Source organism: Streptomyces sp. Ac-502, assembly GCF_045222935.1.
GTDB classification, from domain to species: domain Bacteria; phylum Actinomycetota; class Actinomycetes; order Streptomycetales; family Streptomycetaceae; genus Streptomyces; species Streptomyces monomycini.
The window spans coordinates 9,005,531-9,023,597 of record NZ_JBHFFO010000001.1 but is presented as its reverse complement, the minus strand read 5'-3'; the positions used below and the strand labels follow the sequence as shown (position 1 = coordinate 9,023,597).

Genomic DNA, 18,067 nt, shown 5'->3' with positions numbered 1-18,067 from the left:
ACACCGGTGCCCCGGGGGCCGGTCCGGTCCTGGGCCGGGGCGACGGGGCCCGCACCGGCCCATTCTGAATACGCCTTCAGGAAATCCTGAAAGCCTCCTCAGGAAATACGGATTCCCTTTCACCGGTCCGCTGCCACGGGGCGGCCGGAGCCCGTTTCCTGAGGAGGCTTTCAGCTTTCCGGAATCTCGCGCGAGTTTTTGACCAGGCCACGCATTGCGTGCCATCATTCTTTTCGTTGCCGGCCGTCCGAGGCCGCCGCAGCCCTGTGCCGAAGAATTCGAGGAGGTGGTCGTTGTGCAGTACGGCGATCCTCCCAGTCCCGCTGGCCGCCGTCCCCGCTGACCGGGCCCGTACGGCCCGCGGCGTCCCTCTGCCGGGCAGTGCGTCCCGTGACGGCCCCCGCGCCGCCGCGCCGGCCTGCCCGCACGAATTCTCTCGGGTACCTCCATGACGAAACTCCGCCAGTTCCCGTCCGGCGGCGCGATACGCGCTGCCCGAATGCGCCCCGTGGACCTCTTCATTCTCTGCGGTGTCGTCGCACTCTTTTACCTCGTGGCCCGGGTCGGGGCCGGCACCGACCAGCCTTTCCGTCCGGGAAATCCGCCGGCCGTCTCCACCGATCCCGGAAATCTGCCGTACTACGCGGCGCGTTCCGTCCTGCGGATGTTCGCCGGACTGGTGCCCGCGGTGCTCTTCACCTTCGTGTTCGGCACCTGGGCCGCGCGGTCCCGGCGGGCCGCCAAGGTGATCGTCCCGGCGATCGACATCCTCCAGTCCGTACCGGTCCTGACCTTCCTCAGCATCACCGTCACCGGTTTCGTCGCCCTGTTCCCGCACTCCACGCTGGGCCTGGAGTGCGCCTCGGTCTTCGCCGTCTTCACCGCGCTGGTGTGGAACATGGCGCTGGCCTTCTACCAGTCGCTCGCCACCCAGCCCCGGGAGCTGGACGAGGCGGCCCGGCTGATGGGGCTCACCCGGTGGCAGCGGTTCTGGAAGCTGGACGTGCCCAGCGGCATGATCTCCCAGGTCTGGAACGGCATGATCAGCTTCGGTGCCGCCTGGTTCGCGCTCAGCGCCTCAGAGACGATCAGCGTCAACCACCGCGACAACGCCCTGCCCGGCATCGGCTCGTACGTGGCCCAGGCGCTGGACGACGGCGAAGGCGCCCGGGTCGCGCTGGCCGTCGTCGTGATGATCGTGACGGTGGTGTCGGTCAACTTCTTCTTCTGGCGGCCGCTGACGGCCTGGGCCGAGCGGTTCCGCACCGAGGAGTGCGAGATCGCCGAGCAGCCGCGCAGCTGGTTCCTGCAACTGCTGCGCCGCTCCACCCTGCCCGGCCACCTGGCGCGCGCCCTGCGCCCGGCCGGTGAGCGGCTGGACCGTGCCATGCGGGTGCTGGGCACCGGCCGCGGACGGCTGCGGCACGACGCCGCGCGCCGCAGGGCGGCCGACATCGCCTTCACCGTGCTCTACACCGCGGCCGTCGCGGCCATCGTGTGGAAGGCGTTCTCCTACGTACTGGCGCACGTGCCGCTGCCGGAGATCGGCCACGACGCGCTCCTGGCGCTGGTCACCTACGGCCGGGTGCTGCTGCTGGTCGCCTTCTCGACCGTGGTGTGGGTGCCCATCGGCGCGTGGATCGGGATGAACCCCAAGGTCAACCGGATCGCCCAGCCGGTCGTCCAGGTCCTGGCCTCCTTCCCGACCAACTTCGTCTTCCCGCTCGCGGTGGTGGTGCTGGGCGCCTCCGGCATCTCGCTGAACTGGGGCTGCATCGTCCTGATGGCGCTGGGCGCCCAGTGGTACGTGCTGTTCAACGTCATCGCGGGAGCCGGCGCCATCCCCGGCGACCTGCGCGAGGCCGCCGCCGACCTGGGGCTGCGCGGCTGGCTGCGCTGGCGGAAGCTGATCCTGCCGGCCGTCTTTCCCTCCTACGTCACCGGGGCGCTGACCGCGTCGGGCGGCGCCTGGAACGCCTCGATCCAGGCGGAGACCGTCAGTTACGGCACCACCACGCTCACCGCGTTCGGCATCGGCGCGTACATCCAGCAGGCCACCACCGACGGCGACTTCGCCCGCAACTTCCTCGGCGCCGTCCTGATGAGCGTCTACGTCGTCGTCATCAACCGGCTGTTCTGGCGGCGGCTGTACCGGTTCGCGATGAAGCGCTGCTCGCTGTAGCGGCGCCCGTAGCCCTGCCGCGCCCGGCCCACCGTCGCCCCCTTGACCACTTCCCCTTCGGAGCCTCACCATGAACACCTCCGTCATCAGCGTCCGCGACCTCCGCAAGACCTTCCCCGCCCCTTCCGGCGGCGTCCTGCCGGTCCTCGACGACGTGACCTTCGACCTGTACGAGGGCGAGGTCATCGCCCTGCTCGGCAAGTCCGGCTCGGGCAAGTCGACACTGCTGCGCCACGTCGCCGGGCTGCTCGCGCCCTCCGGCGGCACCGTCCACTACCGCGGGACGCCGGTCACCGGCCCGAACCCCGGTACGGCGATGCTGTTCCAGTCCTTCGCCCTGATGCCGTGGCTGACGGTGCAGCAGAACGTCGAACTCGGCCTCCAGGCCCGGGGGTGCACGCCGTCGAACGGCGGGGCCGGGCGCTGCGCGCCATCGACATGGTCGGCCTGGACGGCTTCGAGAACGCCTACCCCAAGGAGCTGTCCGGCGGGATGCGGCAGCGGGTCGGCTTCGCCCGCGCCCTGGTCGTCGAGCCGGACGTGCTGCTCATGGACGAGCCGTTCTCGGCCTTGGACGTCCTGACCGCGCAGACCCTCCGCAACGAGCTGCTGGACCTGCTCGCCCACCCCGACTCCCCCACCCGCACCGCGCTGCTGGTCACCCACTCCATCGAGGAGGCCGTCCAGCTCGCCGACCGGATCCTGGTGCTCGACACCGACCCGGGCCGCGTCAAGGCCGAGCTGCGCGTCGCCCTGCCGCGCCCCCGCGGCCGCCGCGATCCCGGCTTCGAGGCGCTGGTCGAGGACGCGTACGAAGCGCTGACCGGCCGGCGCACCGCGGCCGCGCCCGACGACGCGGTCGCCCAGGACCCGCTGCGGGTCGCCGGTCCGCTGCCGGACGTCTCCGTGGAAGCGCTGACCGGACTGCTGGAGTTCCTGGACACCCGCGGCGGTTCGCTGGACCTGGCGGCGCTGGGCGACGCGCTGTCGTACGAGGTCGACGACCTGATGCCGCTGGTCGAGGCGGCGCAGCTGCTCGGCTACGCCAAGGTCACCGCCAACCGGCTGCACCTCACGATGACCGGCCGCGGCTTCGCGCGCGCCGACATCCTGCCCCGCAAGCACCTGTTCGCGGCCGCCGCGCTCGCCAACGTCCCGCTCATCGCCACCATCCGCACGCTCCTGCTGGCTTCGGCGGGCGGCCGGCTGCGCGAGCCGTACCTGGTCGGCCGGCTCTGCGGCCACGTCCCCGAGCACGCCGCGCGCCGGCAGCTGGCCACGGCGGTCACCTGGGGCCGCTACGCCGAGCTGTACGAGTACGACGCCGACGACCGGGTCCTGCTGCTGCCCGCAGAGCACCGCCCCGCGAACGCCGCCTAGACGCCCGGACGCCCGGACCGCCAGGGCCGCCAGGGCCGCCAGGCGGTCGCGTCCCGGGCCGACGGGAGCTGTCATCCGCGAACGGTCCGTACCCGAGGAGAAGCACCATGCGTCAGCCCCATCCCCAGCGCAAGACCGCACCCGGCTCGTCCGGAAGCCCCGCCGGTGTGGCGGAGGGCATCCGCACCCTGCTCGCCGTGGCCGTCCTCCCGGCGGTGGTGGTGGCCGCCGTCGCCCTGTCCCCGCCGGCCGCCACCCGGCTGATCTGCGCGGGGCTCCTGGGGGCCGGCTGCACCGCCGTCGGGTTCGCCGTCGCGGGCTGGCGCTGCCTCTCGCGCCGTACGGACGGACGGCGTTGGTGAACCGGTGGCGGGGGCCGGTACGGCCATCCGGCGCCCGGCGGCCCGGCCTCCGGATGGCCGTACCGGCCCTGCTCCTCGCCGCTCTGCTGGCCTTCCCCGGCCTGCTGCCCAACACGCCCGGGCATCTGGGCAGTCTGGTCGAGACCGCGCTGCCCTGGTTCGGCGCCGCGGTCCCGGTCCTGCTCGGGTGGGCGGCGCTGCGCCGCTCCGCGGTGGGGGTGGCCGCGGCGCTGGTGCCCGCGGTGGTGTGGGCCTGTCAGTTCCTGCCGGGGTACCTTCCGGGAGGCGACGACGCGCGGGCCGACTTCCACGTCCTGACGTACAACGTCGGCGGCGAGCGCACCTCCCCCGCCGCCATCGCCCGGCAGGTGACCGGCACGGGCGCCGACGTGGTGGCGCTGGAGAAGGTCCCGGCGTCCGCCCTGCCCGCGTACGAGAAGGCGCTCGGCGCGGCCTACCCCCACCACACCACGGCGAACACCCTGGGCCTGTGGTCGCGTTACCCGGTGGGCGAGGTGACGCCCCTGGACCTGGGCGGCGCCTGGCCGCACGCGATACGGGCCCTGGTCCGCACCCCCGGAGGCGACACCGCCTTCTACGCGGTGCGCCTGCCGTCCGTACGGGTCCGTGCCGACGCGGGCTTCACCATAGGGGCGCGGGACCGCAGCGCGGCCGATCTGGCGTCCCGGATCGGCGCGGACCGGGCCGCGCGCGTGGTGCTCCTGGGCGACCTGAACGGCAGTCTGCGCGACCGGGGCCTGGCGCCGCTGGCCCGGCAGCTCGCCTCCACCCAGCGCGACGCCGGGCGAGGCCCGGGTTTCACCTGGCCCGCGGCGTTCCCGCTCGTCCGCATCGACCACGTCCTGGTACGCGGGCTGCGCACCACCGGGGCCACCGTGCTCCCGGACCGCCTGGGCAGCGACCACCGGCCGGTGCTGGTGGGGCTGCGTGGGTGAGCACGGGGTTTGTCCGGGCGGGGCACCGGACACCCAGTGTGCGTACGTTCGAAACGATCTCCAGGAGGCGTCCATGACAGCGCAGATCGACGACGGGCTGTGGGACGAGTTCCACAAGGCCGTCAACATGACCTCGCGTGAGCTGCGGGAATGGCTGAGCGTCGAGTCCGCGGGCGAGAACAGCGAGGAGGTGCCCGACCGGGCCGGGCGGCCCCTGGGGCGGCAGGTGCTGGAGATCCTGGGCAAGCGCCGTACCGACCTCACCGGGAGCGACGCCGAGGCGATGCGCCGCGTCGTGGAGATCGTCGGCAGCCAGCACCCGGAGGGCACGGACCCGAAGGCCGGCGGCGCGGACTGGCGGCACGGCCTGATGGACATCGGCCACGACCCGCTGAAGGAGTGAGCACCGGGCCGTACCGGCTGCACGGCGGGGCCGTACCGGGCGCTTGTCCCGTGCCGGACGGCGTACGTCCCGTACCGGGCGGCCCGTACGGCTCAGCCCCGTAGCGCCCGGGTGCGCAGTGCCAGCAGTGCCCCGAAGCGGAATCCGGGGTCGGCGAGCCGGCCGTCGAAGAGCGCGTCCAGCTGCCGCAGGCGCTTGCGTGCCGTCTGCGGGTGGATGCCGAGGGCCTGCGCGACCTCGGGGGCGGTACGGCCCCAGGACATCAGGAGCGCTTCGAGCGTTTCCGCCAGCCGTGCCGCCCGGCCCGCGGGCAGCCCGTCGAGGACACCGAGCATCCGGTCCTCCAGCAGGCGCCCGATGGGCGCGCCGCCGAGCAGGTGGACGTCGGCCAGCCGGTCGCCGACGATCACAAGCTCGCCGTCCGGCGCGCCCGTGTCCCGGTGATGGTTCAGCGCGAGCCGTACGCAGGCGAGGGACACCCAGGCGTCGTGCGGCGCGACGGACGGCCCGAGCGCCGCGGTGCGGCCGTGTACCGCGGCGCGTATCTCCGCGGTCCCGGCGGGGCCGCCGCCGGCCGGCTCCGGGAGGACCGCCACGAGGTCGGCGCCGCGCGGTACCACCAGCGCGTCCGGCCACGGCACGGTGCCGCGGCTGCCCGCCGCGCCGCGGACGACGAGGCAGGCGACCTTGGCGGGCAGCGGCCAGCGGGCCCGCGCCGCGAGGGTTCCGAGCGGTTCGCGCGGTGCGCCGTGCGGCTGTTCCAGCAGCGCCTGCGCCAGGGCCCGCCGGTTGCGCTGCACCTCGCCCTCCGCGTGGGCCTGGGCGGCGACGAAGCCCCTGACCGCTTCGTTGGACAGGGCGTTGATGTGGGTCAGTACGGCTTCGTGCAGCGGCAGGACGATCTCGGTGGGCAGCGACGCCGTACGGGCGATCTCGGCGTACCGGCGGCCGCCCACCCGCGCGCCGACCCGGAAGGCGGCCTGGAGGCCGTCCGTGGTGCGCCCGTTGCGGAACTCCACGCGCCCCAGGTGGCGGAAGTGCCGTACGTGGTGGTCCTGTGAGCTCTCCGGGGCCTCCGTCAGCTCCGCGAACTGGCGCATCGCGCGGCACACCGAAGCGACCAGGTCCCGGCCCACGGAGGAGTCGAGCGGGCGCCGGTAGGCGGGTACCTCCTGGCGGATGGCCTCGACCATCGACGCGGCGACGGCGTCGATCCGCGGCCGTAGCAACGCGCCGAACGCCGCGGGCAGTTCGTGCCAGGGGCCGCGCGCGAACGTGTCACCCGGCGGCTTGTGCATCGCGGGCCTCCTCCGGACCGTGGGCGGCGGGACACGCATGTCCCCGGGCCGGGATCGTGCCCTCTCCCGGCCCCGCCGGTCCAGCCTTGTGCGGGCAGCGCGCAGGCCGTACCCCCTCCGGGCCGCTGTCCGGACCACTGTGCGGAGGCTGCGGCGGCTGACCCGGTGCCGGACGAAAGTGTCACGCGGGTGACACCTTTCCCCTCTCCTCACCGCTTTCCCTGGTGCCACGGGCCGTACGGCGCGAATGTGGCCCCGACGTTACGCGCCGGTAGCCCCCGGGCGCCGCCCGCACCACGCGGTCCCGGTCCGGCGCCGTGGCGTCCGCCCTTGTGGCGCCCGTACCGAACCACGGCATGAGGAGAACAACTGATGCGCAGCAACGGGACCATGCGCGCAAGACACCGGCGACGGCCGATCGCCGCGCTGACCGGGCTCGCGGTGGCGGCCGGCCTGGTACTGGCCGGAGCGACCGCGGCACCCGCGACGGCACGGACGGCCGCCGAGGCGCCGGGCGGCCGGGCCGCGGCGACCACGCCGACCGCTCCGACCGCTCCGACCGCTCCGACCGCTCCAGCACCGGCAGGCCGAGCAGTGCCCGATACGGCCGCCTCGGGCACTTCCACGGCCGCCGACCCGGTCGGCCCGCCGCAGGGCAACTTCCTGTCCGCCTTCCTCTACTCCACGACCCGGCCCACCGCCCTGCCCACCGGCGCCGACGACTGGACGTGCAAGCCGGGCCGGGCGCACCCCCGTCCGGTCGTCCTCGTCCACGGCACCTTCGAGAACCGGTACGCCAACTGGGCCGCCCTCTCCCCCAAGCTCAAGGACGACGGGTACTGCGTTTTCGCCCTCAACTACGGCGGGACCACGGGCCCGGTGCTCGGTACCGGCGACATCGCCGCCTCGGCGGGGCAGCTCGCCGCGTTCGTCGACCGGGTGCGGGCGGCGACCGGCACGGACAAGGTCGACATCGTCGGACACTCGCAGGGCGGCATGATGCCGCGGCACTACATCAAGAACCTGGGCGGGGCGGCGAAGGTCGGCCGGCTGGTGGCTCTTGTCCCGTCCAACCACGGCACCTCGCTCCTCGGCCTCGGCCTGCTGGCCCGGCTGGTTCCCGGCGCGGACGTCGTCGTCGGCGCGGCCTGCCCCGCCTGCGAGCAGCAGATCGTCGGCTCGCGCTTCCTGAAAGAGCTGAACGCGGGCGGCGAGACCGATCCGGCCGTCGACTACACGGTGATCGCCACCTGGTACGACGAGGTCGTGACCCCGTACACCTCGGCGTTCCTGGCGCCCGCCCGCAACGTCAGCAACCAGACGATCCAGAGCCACTGTCTCGTCAACACCACCGCCCACATCAACATCACCTACGACCGGACGGCGACCCGCCTCGTCCAGAACGCCCTCGACCCGGCCCACGCGCAGCGCCCCACCTGCTGAGACGGTACGGCCCCGGCGGGCGGGCAGGCGGACGGCCGCTTGCCCGCCGGGGCTCCGGGGGCCGGACGGGCCGGTGGTCGGCACGGGCCGCGAAGGCTGGCAGTATCGAGGGATGGCAGAACAGATCACAGCCGCGTGCGACGGGGCGTCGAAAGGGAACCCCGGGCCCGCGGCCTGGGCATGGGTCGTCGGGGACGGCGCGGGGACGGTGGAGCGCTGGGCGGCCGGCCCGCTGGGGACCGCGACCAACAACGTGGCGGAACTGACCGCGCTGCGGGAGCTGTTGGCGGCCACCGACCCCGCCGTACCGCTCCAGGTGCGGATGGACTCGCAGTACGCGATGAAGGCGGTCACGACGTGGCTGCCGGGGTGGCGCAAGAAGGGCTGGAAGACCGCGGCGGGCAAGCCGGTGGCCAACCGTGACCTGATCGTCGGCATCGACGAGCTGCTCACCGGGCGGGCGGTGGAGTTCGTCTACGTACCGGCCCACCAGGTCGACGGCGACCCGCTGAACGCGGCGGCGGACGGCGCCGCCAGCGAGACCGCGCGCAGCCAGCAGGCCATCGGCAGCGCCCAGGGCTCCGCGCTCCCGGCGCCGGAACCGGCCGGTGCGGCCTCCGGCGGGCGGCCCCGGCAGTCGTCGGCCGCCCGCGTCCCGTCCGCGCGGGCGGACCGGAGCACGCGGCCGCGGGGCGGTTCCGTCAAGGCGCGGTTCCCGGGTCAGTGCCGGTGCGGACAGTCGTACGGCAAGGGCGAGACGATCGCGAAGAACCCGGACGGGTGGGGTCATCCCGCGTGCGCCGGAGCGGCCTGAGCGGCCGGACAGCACCGTACGCGCCGCCCCGCGGAACGCCCGCGGGGCGGCGGCGCATTCCGGCGGCGCACCCAGGCCGGAAAGGCGCGGGAACTGAGCGTTCCGGGGGATTTCCTGCACTCCCATTATCTCCCTAAAAGCTCATCTTATTTACCGACGAAAACGTTTCAGCACGAGCACAGCCCTCACCACGCATACCTCGTACGGGTGAAGTACGCGCCTGTTGGCGCCGACGTACTCCACCAGGACGGCTTATCAGTGGAATCCTTTCTGCCGTGATCAGGGAGCTGCCATTCGGGGAGCCCCATGACGCTGCAACCACCTCCCCCGCCCCGCGTCCGCACCGCGCCGCACCCCGGCGCCGCCGTGCGCGCGGGCCGGGGACGGAATTGCGGAAAGAGTGGCTGGTAGAATTGAAGTTTTCTCGGTGTACAGCCCTGGTGGCCGCGGCAGGGTCGTTGGCGGCCGCCCTCACGGTCGGCGCCCCGGCGGCGACGTCCCAGGAGCCGCCGCCGGCCGCCGCGGACTCGTCGCGCTACGCCCACGAGGGCGAGCAGCGGGCCTTCCAGCACGAGCAGCTCCCGCAGCGGGCCATGCCCGGCGGCAGGTCCAAGGGGGTCATCACCCCCATCGGTCACCAGGGTTTCCAGCTCCGGTACGACGGCTCGGACGGCGGACGCGTACTGGCGCTCGAACGGCGCCACCGCCAGCTGCGCCCCGCTTCCCTCACGTCCTGGCTGAACTCCCGTGCGCAGGCGGCGACCCACCTGTCGGGCTGCCCGACCAGGGTGCCGCTGAGCGGCGCGGACGGCTTCTGCTGGCAGCGCGGGTCGGCGGACGACCTGGGCTGGGCGTACGTTCCGCAGGGGCTCACCGGGTCCGGTGAGGCCGAGCCGCGCTCGGGCCGCTGGCAGGGGCGCAGCATCGTCGCCGCGAGCTGGGCGTCCAGCTACGACCACCCGAGCGCCCCGCGCAACCCCAGGAACCGCCCCTGGCGCGGCGCCAAGCTGGTCGACCACTTCATGAAGGTGTCCTTCACGGACGTCACCGACCGGGGGCGGCCTCGGTACCGCAGTGCCCTGCTCGTCACCCCGCAGGGCACGGGCGGGTTCACCGCTCTGAAGGGCCACGGCGACACCCTCTCCTGGTACGGCCCCTACCTCTTCCTGTACAGCAGCGAGCGGCTGCGCGTCTTCGACGTACGCCACCTGTGGGCCACCACCACGTCCTCCGGGCGCGTGGGGGTGAGCCGGGGCTCGGTGAGCGCCAACTGGCAGGCGGCGGCGCTGCCGCAGGTCGCGCAGTACTCCTTCGTCGGCCGTAACGGGTGCGGGAGCGGCCCGAACGAGACGCCGTGCTTCAGCGGCGCCTCCATCGACCACGGTTCGTCGTTCGCGCCGTCGCTGGTGACCGTCGAGACCAGCTCGCCGACCTCCCGTGTGGTGCGCTGGCCGCTGAGCCCGTCGTCCCACCTCCTGCGCTCCGACGGGCGTGGCCTGGTGCGGGCCAGTGCCGGGTACCGGGTTCCGCTGGCCGGTCCGCAGGGCGTCGTCCAGCACGACGAACGGTTCTACTTCACCGCGATGTGCCCGGACGCCCGCCGGGTGTTCGGTGAGCCGTACTGCCTGTACCGGGGCGACTCCGGCGGTGCCGTGCGGGTGTGGAGCCGTACCCCGGCGGCCGCCGAGAACCTGTCGTACTGGCCCGCCACCGAGCAGCTCTGGGTCTCCAACGAATCCCCGTACCGCAAGTACGTACGCCCCCGCCCCGAGCTGAACGGCCGCGTCGTCTACCACGTGTCCCTCGACGACTGACACCAGGCCGGGTCCGCGCCGGCCGGTGCGGGTCCGGCGCCCTCCGTGCGGTCAGTTCTCCGCGCGGAGGGCTTTTCCTGCCCGTCGCTCCGGGCACGGCGCGGCGGACGGACCTCTCCCGGTGTCCGGCCGAAGTGTTCGCGGAAGACCCGGGTGAAGTGCGGCTGGCTGGCGAATCCCCAGCGGTGGGCGATGTCCGCGACCGTCAGCCGGGCGGACGCGGGGTCGGCGAGCTGCTGCCGGGCCCGCTCCAGGCGGCGTTCGAGGATGTGGCGGGACGGGCTGCGGCCGGTCTGCCGGAAGTCGCGGCTCAGCTGGCGGGTGGAGATGCCGAGCGCGTCCGCGACGTGGGCGGCGCACAACCGGGGGTCGGCGAGGTGCCGGTCGATGTGGTCCCGGGCGAGCAGCAGCCGGGGGCCGTGGTCCGTACCGTCCGGGCCGCCGCGTACGGCCAGGCAGTGCAGCAGGTCCAGCACGCCGCGTTCGGCCGCTGCCGCGTCGCCGGGGTCCGGCCCGTCGAAGCGCCCGGACAGTACGGCTCCGAGGCGGCGCAGGAGCGGCGCCTCGGCCGCCGTGTCGCTGCTGAAGACCAGCGGCGCGGGCACGCCGCCGGGCAGGCACCGCTCGGTGAACACCTCGCGGGGCATGTCCACCAGGAGCTGGCGCATGGCGGTGGGGAATCCGAGCAGGTACGAGCGCCGGGTGTCGTACAGCACCAGGTCGCCGGCGGCGAGGGTGAAGCAGCCTCCGCTGTGCAGGAAGACCGCCTGGCCGGAGACGAGCAGCGAGGCGAAGACCGAGTCCTTGGGGGACGTCCGGCAGGTCTGCGGGCTGCGTTCGACGACGTGCTCGTTGCCCGTGATGTCGGCGAGCCGCAGACCGCCGAGTCCGGTGTTGGTCTGGGTGGCCAGCAGGCCGTCCTCGGAGTACGGGGAGCAGCGCAGGCCGACCAGGGCCCGCCGGTTGTACTCCTCCCACAGGCCCACCCGGTCCGCCGGGGCGACGGTCCGGGTCGACATGCGGGAGTAGCGGGCGGCGGAATGTCCGGGCACCTCCGCCTCCTTGCCGTGCGCGAGTGTCCGATGGCGTGGCCCCGGCCGGGCGGGCCGGGACCGGGAGGCGCAGCCTACTCCCGGGCGCCGCGCCCGGACACGGCCCGGGAGGGGCGGCGCCCGCTCAGCGGAACAGCCCGTCGACGTGATCGGCGCCGAGGCCCACCCGCTCGTAGTGGGCGCGGCACATCGCGATGTAGTCGTGCACGTCGAAGTAGCCGGTGGGGTCGCCGTTCTCGTCGAGCCAGACGAGCGGCCCCTTGACGATGAACAGGGTCTTCATGGGCTGGTCGCTCTCGTACGCGACCAGGGTGTGGCCCTCGCCCGGCGCCTCGTACACGAAGTCCCCGGCCGTCGCGGTCCAGGGCCGCTCCAGGTAGCCCCACTTGCCGGAGAGGGTGTAGGCGAACACCTCGTGCGGGTGGTAGTGCCGGTTGACCAGCCCGGCTTCCCTGGCGCACAGGATGTCGGACCAGGTGTTGTCCTTGACGTTGATCCACAACGGGCGGGAGCCCACGGTCTCGGTGAAGGGGGCGTAGTACCGGTCGTCGTCGGTGGCCGCGTCCGGGATGTACACCTCGGGCAGGGCGTCCGGCTGGAGGGAGTCCTTGATCGGCTGGAGGTTCTTCCAGAACTCGTCGCCTGGCTGCTCGGGCATGGCGTGCTCCGCGTTCCGTCCGGTCGGATGGGGTGGGTGGCCGGAAGTCAACCCGGCCACGGCCGCCCTGTCTTTCCCGGGGCGGACACCGCGCTTGCCTGTTGCCGCCGTCGGCGCCGCGACCGGTGACGGTGCGGCTGAAGGGCGGACCCGGTCCCAGCGAACGGGTGGTTGTGGGCCTTCGCACGCCGTGCGCGGGCACACGGTACGGAGGGGGACGGAAGGCTTGCGACGACGATGGGTTTGGCATGAGCGAATACGAGCGTTCCCGTACGATGCCCGCACTGCCCGAGCACGTGTTCGACCAGGCGAGTGTCGTGGGTCAACTCGACAGCTGGATGCCGCAGGGACTGCACGTGGAGGCGGCGGGCCTGCCGGCCGTGACCGTGCACGAGGACCGCACGGGCGAGGACGAGGCCGGTCTCTTCCGCGCCGAGCGGGACCAGATGCGGCTGGAGTGGGGCACCAGGGACAGCGGCAGCTACGCCGGCTGGCTCCAGGTCGCCGGCATCGGCAGCGGCGCCAGCGAGGTGACGGTCCACCTGTCCTTCTTCGAGGAGCAGCACGACCCCGGCGCCGACGCGGTCACCGACGAGCTGGACCGCAGCCTGGAGCGGCTGGACGAGTTGGTACGGCTGCGCATGGACGGCGGCGGCGCCGGCTGACGTACGCACGCGTGCGGGCACCGTGCCGTGCCCGCACGCCGTCGCCCGTCAGCGCTTGAGCTGGAAGGTCTCCCCCTGGTGCGCGCCGGCGGAGCAGGACGCCTTCTCGGACGCCGTCATCGGGCGGGCGACGTGGTGCAGTTGTGGAGCGAGTTGGAGACCTGCCGGAAGTCGCCCAGGTACGCCTTGCCGAGTACCGGCTCGTTGAAGGTGCACTTGCCTTCGCCGGAAGCACAGTCGGCTATCAGCTGTTTGCGGTCCGGTCCTCCGGCCGCCGCGGCGGGCACGGTCATCGCCGCGGCCAGGCCCGCGGCCGCCGCCGCGAGCACCAGCGCACGCCCCCGTACCGCACGGTGCGGTTCATCGCCATGTTCGGGACCTCGGACGCAGACCCGACGGCCGATCACACGGCCGGGCGCACCCGCTATCGTCCACTCCAACCCGCCGGCCAGCGGCGGACCGCACCGTGCGAGCCCCTTCCTCACCCAGGAGACGGACGAACCCCATGCGCGTCATCGCCTTCGACCACCTCGTCCTCAACGTCGCGGACGCCGAGCGCGCCCTCGGCTTCTACTGCGGCCCGCTCGGCCTCGAACCGGTACGCGTCGAGGAGTGGCGCGCGGGCAAGGTCCCGTTCCCCTCCGCCCGCGTGAGCCCGACGACCATCATCGACCTCGTCGAAGGGGACCGCGGCGAGTCCAACGTCGACCACATCTGCCTGGTCGTCGAACCGCTGGACTGGCAGGAAGTCGTCGACTCGGGCGTCTTCACGGTCGTGGACGGCCCCGGCCGTCGGTACGGCGCCCGGGGCGACGCGCAGTCCGTGTACGTCCTGGACCCGGACGGCAACACGGTCGAGCTGCGCTGGTACCCGCAGGACGCCGAGGCGTAGCGGCGACGGGTCGCAACGGGTTCGGGACGTGTCCGACGCGGTTACCGGACACGTCCCGAAAAAACGGGCCGGGCGATGGTCCGGCGGGAATTCCGCCGGGCCACCGCCCGGAACTCTGATGGGTATGCGCATACCCGCACGCTTTTCGGAGGGTCGCGCTGACAATCACCCAGGGGCACAAAGGGTCACATCGGAGCGGCTGCCCCGGAAAAGGGCAGGGTCACGCCGGTGATGTCACCGCTTGAAGGCGTCCTTGGCCTTCTCGCCCGCCTCGCGTATGTCGCCCTTGGCGCGTTCCGCGCGGCCCTCCGCCGTCATGCGTTCGTTGCCGACCGCACGGCCGACGTTCTCCTTGACCGCGCCCTTGGCGCGCTCGGCCTTCGTGGAAGTCTTCTTCTCGGCGGTCATGGTCGCGCTCCTTTTCGGTCGAGCCGTTTCCTTGACAGTCAGTCGCGTGCCCGTAGGCCCGACCGGTAAACAGCCCGATTTCATACGGGCGGAAATCCTCGCGCCGACGAAGGGCGGGATTCGGCCGGTCCGCGCCGGGCACCCGCCGCCATGCGCCACGCCGCGCCGCCGCGCCCGCCCGTACGACCGGCCCGGGGCGCGCCAGTGGTCGGCGTAATGAATCCGGACGCGCGGAAAGCAGGGGTGTACTCGAACGATGAACTGGTATCCGATGCGGCTGACCACACCGGTCAAGCAGCACGTCTTCGGCGGCCGGGCCGTGCCCGAACGGCTCGGCCGGACCGGGCTGCCCGACGGGCCGGTGGCGGAGACGTGGGAGGTCAGTGATGTCGAGGGGGAACACTCCCACGTCCTGAACGGGGCGCTGGCCGGTCACACCCTGCGGGAGCTGGCCCTGAGCCACCCCGACGAGCTGGTCGGGCGCGGCTGGCGCGGCTCCCGGTTCCCGCTGCTGACGAAGTTCATCGACGCGCACCGGCCCCTGCCGGTCCATCTGCACCCCGACGACACGGCGGCCCGTGAGCGGGAGGGCGAGCCGAACGGCAAGACGGAGGCGTGGCACATCCTGTACGCGCCGCCCGGCAGCACGGCGCTGGCCGGGGTACGGCCGGGCGTGGACCACGACCGGCTGCGGCAGGCGCTGCTCGACCAGGACTTCGACGCCGTGCTGCGGCGCCTGCCCGTACGCTCGGGCCAGACCCTGTACGTCCCGGGCGGCACCCCGCACAGCTTTGGCCCCGACACCCTCGTCTACGAGATCGAGCAGACCTCCGACCTGCAACAGCACGCGATGCGCCACCGGATGGAGGACGGCGCGCCGATCGACGACGCGCAGTGGCGCGCCAACGTCGAGGCGCTGCTGTGCGAGTGGAAGCCGGAGCACCGCCCGGACTTCCACGCCGGGCTGCGGCTGCCGGCGGAGGGCGGGGTGGAGCGCCGGATGCTGTGCGCCGGGCCGTACTTCGCGCTGGAGAACTGGCGTGTACGGGCGCCGGGCGACGCCGTGCCGGCGTTCGACACGTGCGTGGTGCTCAGCAACATCGGTGCGGCGACGGAGGTGACCTGCGGAGCGGTACGGGAGACCCTCGGCCCGGCCGAAACGCTTCTGCTGCCCGCCGCGACGGTCTCCGGCGTCCGTATCCACGGCCCCGCCGACGTGCTCCTCGGCTACCTCCCCGACCTGGAACACGACGTACGGGCCCCGCTGCGCGCGGCGGGCCACTCCCCCGAGGCGATCGCCGCGCTGGGCGAGGGGCTGGGCGCGACCGCCTGAACCTTTTTCCGCCAAACGGTTACTACAAATAGGTAAAAACCGGCCGTACAGGCATGATTTCCTTGGACTTCGGTGTACATCAACTAAGCCCACGTTTCGTTCGGAAGCACGGGCCGAAGTTGACCGAAGGATTGGATGAATGAACAAACAGCGCGTTCGGCCGGCCCAGACCCCGCCGGCTTCGGTCCTTTCGGGCCGTGCTCGCCGCAGCCACGGAGATCCGGGGGCCCGGCGACGGCCCGGCCCGGCCGGCAGCGGTCCGCACCTGGTCGGGCACCCGCCCGAGTCGGCCCTCGGAGCGGAGACGCGCCCTTCCGATGCGTACTGAGACGCTTCCGGTCGAGTCCGAGTTCTTCGCCCCCCGCGCCGCCATCGACGACCTGCTGTCCTCGTTCCTGACGGAGAGGGCGCAGGCCTCCGCGGTCCCCGGCCAGTCGGCGCTCGTCCTCCTGCTGCGCGACTTCATCGACGGGGGCAAGCGGGTCCGCCCGCTGCTGTGCGTGGCCGGTTGGCGGGCCGCGGGCGGCGAGGAGACCCCGCGCAGGCCGTCAGACTGGCCGCCTCCATCGAATTGGCGCACGCCTGCGCCCTCGTCCACGACGACATCATGGACGCGGCCGACAGCCGTCGCGGACGCCCCTCGGTCCACCGGCTGCTGGCCGACCGGCATCCGCTGCCGGAAATGGCGGACCGTTTCGGCACCAGTGGCGCCATTCTGGTGGGCGACCTCGCCCTCGTCTGGTCCGACGAACTGCTGCACACCACGCCCATGCCCGACGCCCACCGCGTCGCCGTACTGCGCATCGTCGACCTCGCGCGGGCCGAACTGATCGCAGGCCAGCACCTGGACCTGCTGACCACCGGCGACCTCGACGTGAGCATGGAGACGGCGCTGACCGTCGTCCGCTACAAGACCGCCAAGTACACCATCGAACGGCCCTTGCAGGTCGGCGCCGCCCTGGCCGGCGCGGGCCAGCAGGTCCTGGACGCCTGCAGCGCCTACGGTGTGCCCCTGGGCGAGGCGTTCCAGCTCCGGGACGACGTGCTCGGGGTGTTCGGCGACCCGGACCGGATGGGCAAGTCGCACCTGGACGACCTGCGTGAGGGCAAGTGCACCAGCCTCGTCGTCCGCGCGCTGCGGGCCGCCGCTCCCGCGCAGGCCGACCGGCTGCGCGCGCTGCTCGGCGACCCCGAGCTGGACGAGCCGGGCGCCGCGGAGGTCCGCGACATCCTCACGAGCACCGGAGCCCGGGCCGACGTCGAGCGGATGATCGCGGAACGGTACCGGCAGGCGCTGGACGTCCTGGACGTGGCGCCCTTCACCCGCAGCGCGGTGCGCACGCTCAGGGCCGTCGCGGAGGCGGCCGTCCACCGCACGGCATGAGTGCGGCGGCCCCGGCCGCCGACGGCACCGCCAGCCGAGCGGACCGGGAACCGCTGCCCGACCAGTACGGAGCCGCCCCATGACGACCCCGACGACGAGCGCACCCACGGCGGTGGCGCAGACCGTCTGGCGGGAGATCCGCCTGAGCTGGCTGTTCATCCGCGTCGACCGCTGGACCACGATCTTCCCCGGCACCTGCTTCGTCGCGGCGGCCACCGTGCACTCGCGGCTGTCCCTGCCCGGTGCCGGGGTCACCGTGGCTCTGGGAGCGGTGTACTTCTGGCTGTTCATCTACGAGCACACCCTGGCCAACCAGCTGGTCGGCGTCGAGGAGGACCGCCTCAACAAGCCTTTCCGGCCGCTGGTCACCGGTGAGAGCACCGTTCGGGGCGCCCAACTGCGCCTGATCGCCGTCCGGGTCGCCTTCCCCGTCTACGGCTACTGCCTGGGCGTCCTGAAATGGGCGCTGATGTGGCAGATCCTCTCCCTGCTTCAGCACGAGTACGGTTGGGGCCGCCACTGGCTGGGCAGGAACCTGTACGCCGGGATCGGGGTGATCGCCCAGTTGGCGGCCGCGTGGGAGATCGTCACCGGACTCACGCCGGACGCCTGGCGCTGGATCTGGACGCTGACGATCACGGTGACCTTCCTGATGTCCGTTCAGGACCTGCGCGACATGCACGGTGACCGCGCGGTCCGCCGCTCCACCATGCCGCTGGTCTTCGGCGAACTGCCCACCCGGATCTTCCTGTGCGCCGGTTTCGCCGTCGGCCCCGTGTTCATCCACCACTTCCTGATGGCGCCCGCCGGCCGGCACTGGTGGCTCGTGGCCACCGACGTCCTTCTCTGCGGCCTGAGCCTGCTCCTGGCGGCCAGGGTGCTGCTCCTGCGCGGCCCGGAGCAGGACCAGCGCAGCTACCGCCTGGTGGAGCAGTGGTACACCTTCGCCCTCGCCGCCTCGATCTACACACTTCGCTGACGAAAGGGCCCATGTGCCGTCAGAGGTCACGCAACGGCAGTCAC

At 72.8% G+C, this 18,067-nt stretch carries 18 protein-coding genes and 1 pseudogene; 14 read left to right on the top strand and 5 right to left on the bottom strand.

All coding sequences use genetic code 11. From position 1 onward, the window contains the following. Positions 1–448 precede the first annotated feature (448 nt). The 6 genes and pseudogenes from ACEXOX_RS41075 to ACEXOX_RS41050 all read left to right on the top strand — a co-directional run bounded on the left by ACEXOX_RS41075 (position 449) and on the right by ACEXOX_RS41050 (position 5,283). The gene (locus tag ACEXOX_RS41075; protein WP_406525765.1) at positions 449–2,182 is read left to right on the top strand and encodes an ABC transporter permease; all 1,734 of its coding nucleotides are present in this window, start codon (positions 449–451) and stop codon (positions 2,180–2,182) included. 70 nt (positions 2,183–2,252) lie between these two features. After that, a pseudogene (locus ACEXOX_RS41070) lies at positions 2,253–2,686 on the top strand (ABC transporter ATP-binding protein); the annotation flags it as partial. After that, positions 2,675–3,562: an AAA-associated domain-containing protein gene (locus ACEXOX_RS41065; protein ID WP_406526636.1), complete on the top strand. Its 888-nt coding sequence runs from the start codon at positions 2,675–2,677 to the stop codon at positions 3,560–3,562. The pseudogene ACEXOX_RS41070 and the gene ACEXOX_RS41065, both read left to right, overlap by 12 nt. A gap of 107 nt (positions 3,563–3,669) precedes the next feature. Beyond that, positions 3,670–3,924 carry a hypothetical protein gene (locus ACEXOX_RS41060; protein WP_406525764.1) on the top strand — a complete coding sequence of 85 codons (255 nt, stop codon included), beginning with the start codon at positions 3,670–3,672 and terminating at the stop codon, positions 3,922–3,924. 53 nt (positions 3,925–3,977) lie between these two features. Continuing rightward, positions 3,978–4,880, top strand: a complete 903-nt coding sequence (locus ACEXOX_RS41055; RefSeq protein WP_406525763.1) for an endonuclease/exonuclease/phosphatase family protein — start codon at positions 3,978–3,980, stop codon at positions 4,878–4,880. A 73-nt stretch (positions 4,881–4,953) separates the two neighbouring features. Continuing rightward, the gene (locus tag ACEXOX_RS41050) at positions 4,954–5,283 is read left to right on the top strand and encodes a DUF3140 domain-containing protein (RefSeq protein WP_361150507.1); all 330 of its coding nucleotides are present in this window, start codon (positions 4,954–4,956) and stop codon (positions 5,281–5,283) included. A gap of 92 nt (positions 5,284–5,375) precedes the next feature. Here the strand turns inward: ACEXOX_RS41050 and ACEXOX_RS41045 are convergent, their stop codons facing one another. Further along, complete coding sequence (locus ACEXOX_RS41045; RefSeq protein WP_406525762.1) at positions 5,376–6,581, bottom strand: helix-turn-helix domain-containing protein; 1,206 nt, start codon at positions 6,579–6,581, stop codon at positions 5,376–5,378. A 372-nt stretch (positions 6,582–6,953) separates the two neighbouring features. Between ACEXOX_RS41045 and ACEXOX_RS41040 the strand changes: the two genes are divergently transcribed. From ACEXOX_RS41040 to ACEXOX_RS41030, 3 genes are all read left to right on the top strand, one after another. Then, on the top strand, positions 6,954–8,024 hold the full coding sequence (locus ACEXOX_RS41040; protein WP_406525761.1) for an esterase/lipase family protein: 1,071 nt from the start codon (positions 6,954–6,956) through the stop codon (positions 8,022–8,024). A 112-nt stretch (positions 8,025–8,136) separates the two neighbouring features. Further along, the gene (locus tag ACEXOX_RS41035) at positions 8,137–8,838 is read left to right on the top strand and encodes a ribonuclease H (protein ID WP_406525760.1); all 702 of its coding nucleotides are present in this window, start codon (positions 8,137–8,139) and stop codon (positions 8,836–8,838) included. A gap of 440 nt (positions 8,839–9,278) precedes the next feature. Continuing rightward, positions 9,279–10,652, top strand: coding sequence for a hypothetical protein (locus tag ACEXOX_RS41030; RefSeq protein ID WP_406525759.1), 1,374 nt, complete (start codon positions 9,279–9,281; stop codon positions 10,650–10,652). On the opposite strand, the gene ACEXOX_RS41025 is transcribed toward ACEXOX_RS41030, so the two are convergent. Both ACEXOX_RS41025 and ACEXOX_RS41020 read right to left on the bottom strand, forming a co-directional pair. After that, on the bottom strand, positions 10,628–11,704 hold the full coding sequence (locus ACEXOX_RS41025) for a helix-turn-helix domain-containing protein (protein ID WP_406525758.1): 1,077 nt from the start codon (positions 11,702–11,704) through the stop codon (positions 10,628–10,630). The genes ACEXOX_RS41030 and ACEXOX_RS41025 overlap by 25 nt on opposite strands. A 124-nt stretch (positions 11,705–11,828) precedes the next feature. Continuing rightward, positions 11,829–12,362: a 2,4'-dihydroxyacetophenone dioxygenase family protein gene (locus ACEXOX_RS41020; RefSeq protein WP_406525757.1), complete on the bottom strand. Its 534-nt coding sequence runs from the start codon at positions 12,360–12,362 to the stop codon at positions 11,829–11,831. Positions 12,363–12,610: 248 nt separating this feature from the next. On the opposite strand from ACEXOX_RS41020, the gene ACEXOX_RS41015 reads away from it, so the two are divergent. Beyond that, complete coding sequence (locus tag ACEXOX_RS41015; RefSeq protein ID WP_406525756.1) at positions 12,611–13,027, top strand: SRPBCC family protein; 417 nt, start codon at positions 12,611–12,613, stop codon at positions 13,025–13,027. 116 nt (positions 13,028–13,143) lie between these two features. On the opposite strand, the gene ACEXOX_RS41010 is transcribed toward ACEXOX_RS41015, so the two are convergent. Further along, entirely contained in the window at positions 13,144–13,356 is a 213-nt protein-coding gene (locus ACEXOX_RS41010) for a hypothetical protein (RefSeq protein ID WP_406525755.1), read from the bottom strand. Between the two features lie 176 nt (positions 13,357–13,532). On the opposite strand from ACEXOX_RS41010, the gene ACEXOX_RS41005 reads away from it, so the two are divergent. Beyond that, positions 13,533–13,919: a VOC family protein gene (locus ACEXOX_RS41005; RefSeq protein WP_406525754.1), complete on the top strand. Its 387-nt coding sequence runs from the start codon at positions 13,533–13,535 to the stop codon at positions 13,917–13,919. 234 nt (positions 13,920–14,153) lie between these two features. Here the strand turns inward: ACEXOX_RS41005 and ACEXOX_RS41000 are convergent, their stop codons facing one another. Continuing rightward, a complete protein-coding gene (locus ACEXOX_RS41000) occupies positions 14,154–14,327 on the bottom strand; it encodes a CsbD family protein (protein ID WP_031000187.1) in 174 nt (57 codons plus the stop codon). 256 nt (positions 14,328–14,583) lie between these two features. Here ACEXOX_RS41000 and ACEXOX_RS40995 point away from each other — a divergent pair, with 256 nt between their 5' ends. The 3 genes from ACEXOX_RS40995 (at position 14,584) to ACEXOX_RS40985 (ending at position 18,023) form a co-directional block, all read left to right on the top strand. After that, positions 14,584–15,660, top strand: coding sequence for a type I phosphomannose isomerase catalytic subunit (locus ACEXOX_RS40995; RefSeq protein WP_406525753.1), 1,077 nt, complete (start codon positions 14,584–14,586; stop codon positions 15,658–15,660). A 496-nt stretch (positions 15,661–16,156) separates the two neighbouring features. Further along, entirely contained in the window at positions 16,157–17,044 is an 888-nt protein-coding gene (locus ACEXOX_RS40990; protein WP_406525752.1) for a polyprenyl synthetase family protein, read from the top strand. A 79-nt stretch (positions 17,045–17,123) separates the two neighbouring features. Then, a complete protein-coding gene (locus ACEXOX_RS40985) occupies positions 17,124–18,023 on the top strand; it encodes a UbiA family prenyltransferase (RefSeq protein WP_406525751.1) in 900 nt (299 codons plus the stop codon). Positions 18,024–18,067 lie beyond the last annotated feature (44 nt).

What these genes read in the sequence shown, in the direction of transcription:
- ACEXOX_RS41035 (WP_406525760.1), top strand. Translation starts at nt 8,137, where the DNA reads ATGGCAGAACAGATCACAGCCGCGTGCGACGGGGCGTCGAAAGGGAAC.
- ACEXOX_RS41050 (WP_361150507.1), top strand. Translation starts at nt 4,954, where the DNA reads ATGACAGCGCAGATCGACGACGGGCTGTGGGACGAGTTCCACAAGGCC.
- ACEXOX_RS41040 (WP_406525761.1), top strand. Translation starts at nt 6,954, where the DNA reads ATGCGCAGCAACGGGACCATGCGCGCAAGACACCGGCGACGGCCGATC.
- ACEXOX_RS41045 (WP_406525762.1), bottom strand. Translation starts at nt 6,581, where the DNA reads ATGCACAAGCCGCCGGGTGACACGTTCGCGCGCGGCCCCTGGCACGAA.
- ACEXOX_RS41020 (WP_406525757.1), bottom strand. Translation starts at nt 12,362, where the DNA reads ATGCCCGAGCAGCCAGGCGACGAGTTCTGGAAGAACCTCCAGCCGATC.
- ACEXOX_RS41000 (WP_031000187.1), bottom strand. Translation starts at nt 14,327, where the DNA reads ATGACCGCCGAGAAGAAGACTTCCACGAAGGCCGAGCGCGCCAAGGGC.
- ACEXOX_RS41055 (WP_406525763.1), top strand. Translation starts at nt 3,978, where the DNA reads ATGGCCGTACCGGCCCTGCTCCTCGCCGCTCTGCTGGCCTTCCCCGGC.
- ACEXOX_RS40985 (WP_406525751.1), top strand. Translation starts at nt 17,124, where the DNA reads ATGACGACCCCGACGACGAGCGCACCCACGGCGGTGGCGCAGACCGTC.
- ACEXOX_RS41015 (WP_406525756.1), top strand. Translation starts at nt 12,611, where the DNA reads ATGAGCGAATACGAGCGTTCCCGTACGATGCCCGCACTGCCCGAGCAC.
- ACEXOX_RS40995 (WP_406525753.1), top strand. Translation starts at nt 14,584, where the DNA reads ATGAACTGGTATCCGATGCGGCTGACCACACCGGTCAAGCAGCACGTC.
- ACEXOX_RS41075 (WP_406525765.1), top strand. Translation starts at nt 449, where the DNA reads ATGACGAAACTCCGCCAGTTCCCGTCCGGCGGCGCGATACGCGCTGCC.
- ACEXOX_RS41060 (WP_406525764.1), top strand. Translation starts at nt 3,670, where the DNA reads ATGCGTCAGCCCCATCCCCAGCGCAAGACCGCACCCGGCTCGTCCGGA.
- ACEXOX_RS41065 (WP_406526636.1), top strand. Translation starts at nt 2,675, where the DNA reads ATGCGGCAGCGGGTCGGCTTCGCCCGCGCCCTGGTCGTCGAGCCGGAC.
- ACEXOX_RS41005 (WP_406525754.1), top strand. Translation starts at nt 13,533, where the DNA reads ATGCGCGTCATCGCCTTCGACCACCTCGTCCTCAACGTCGCGGACGCC.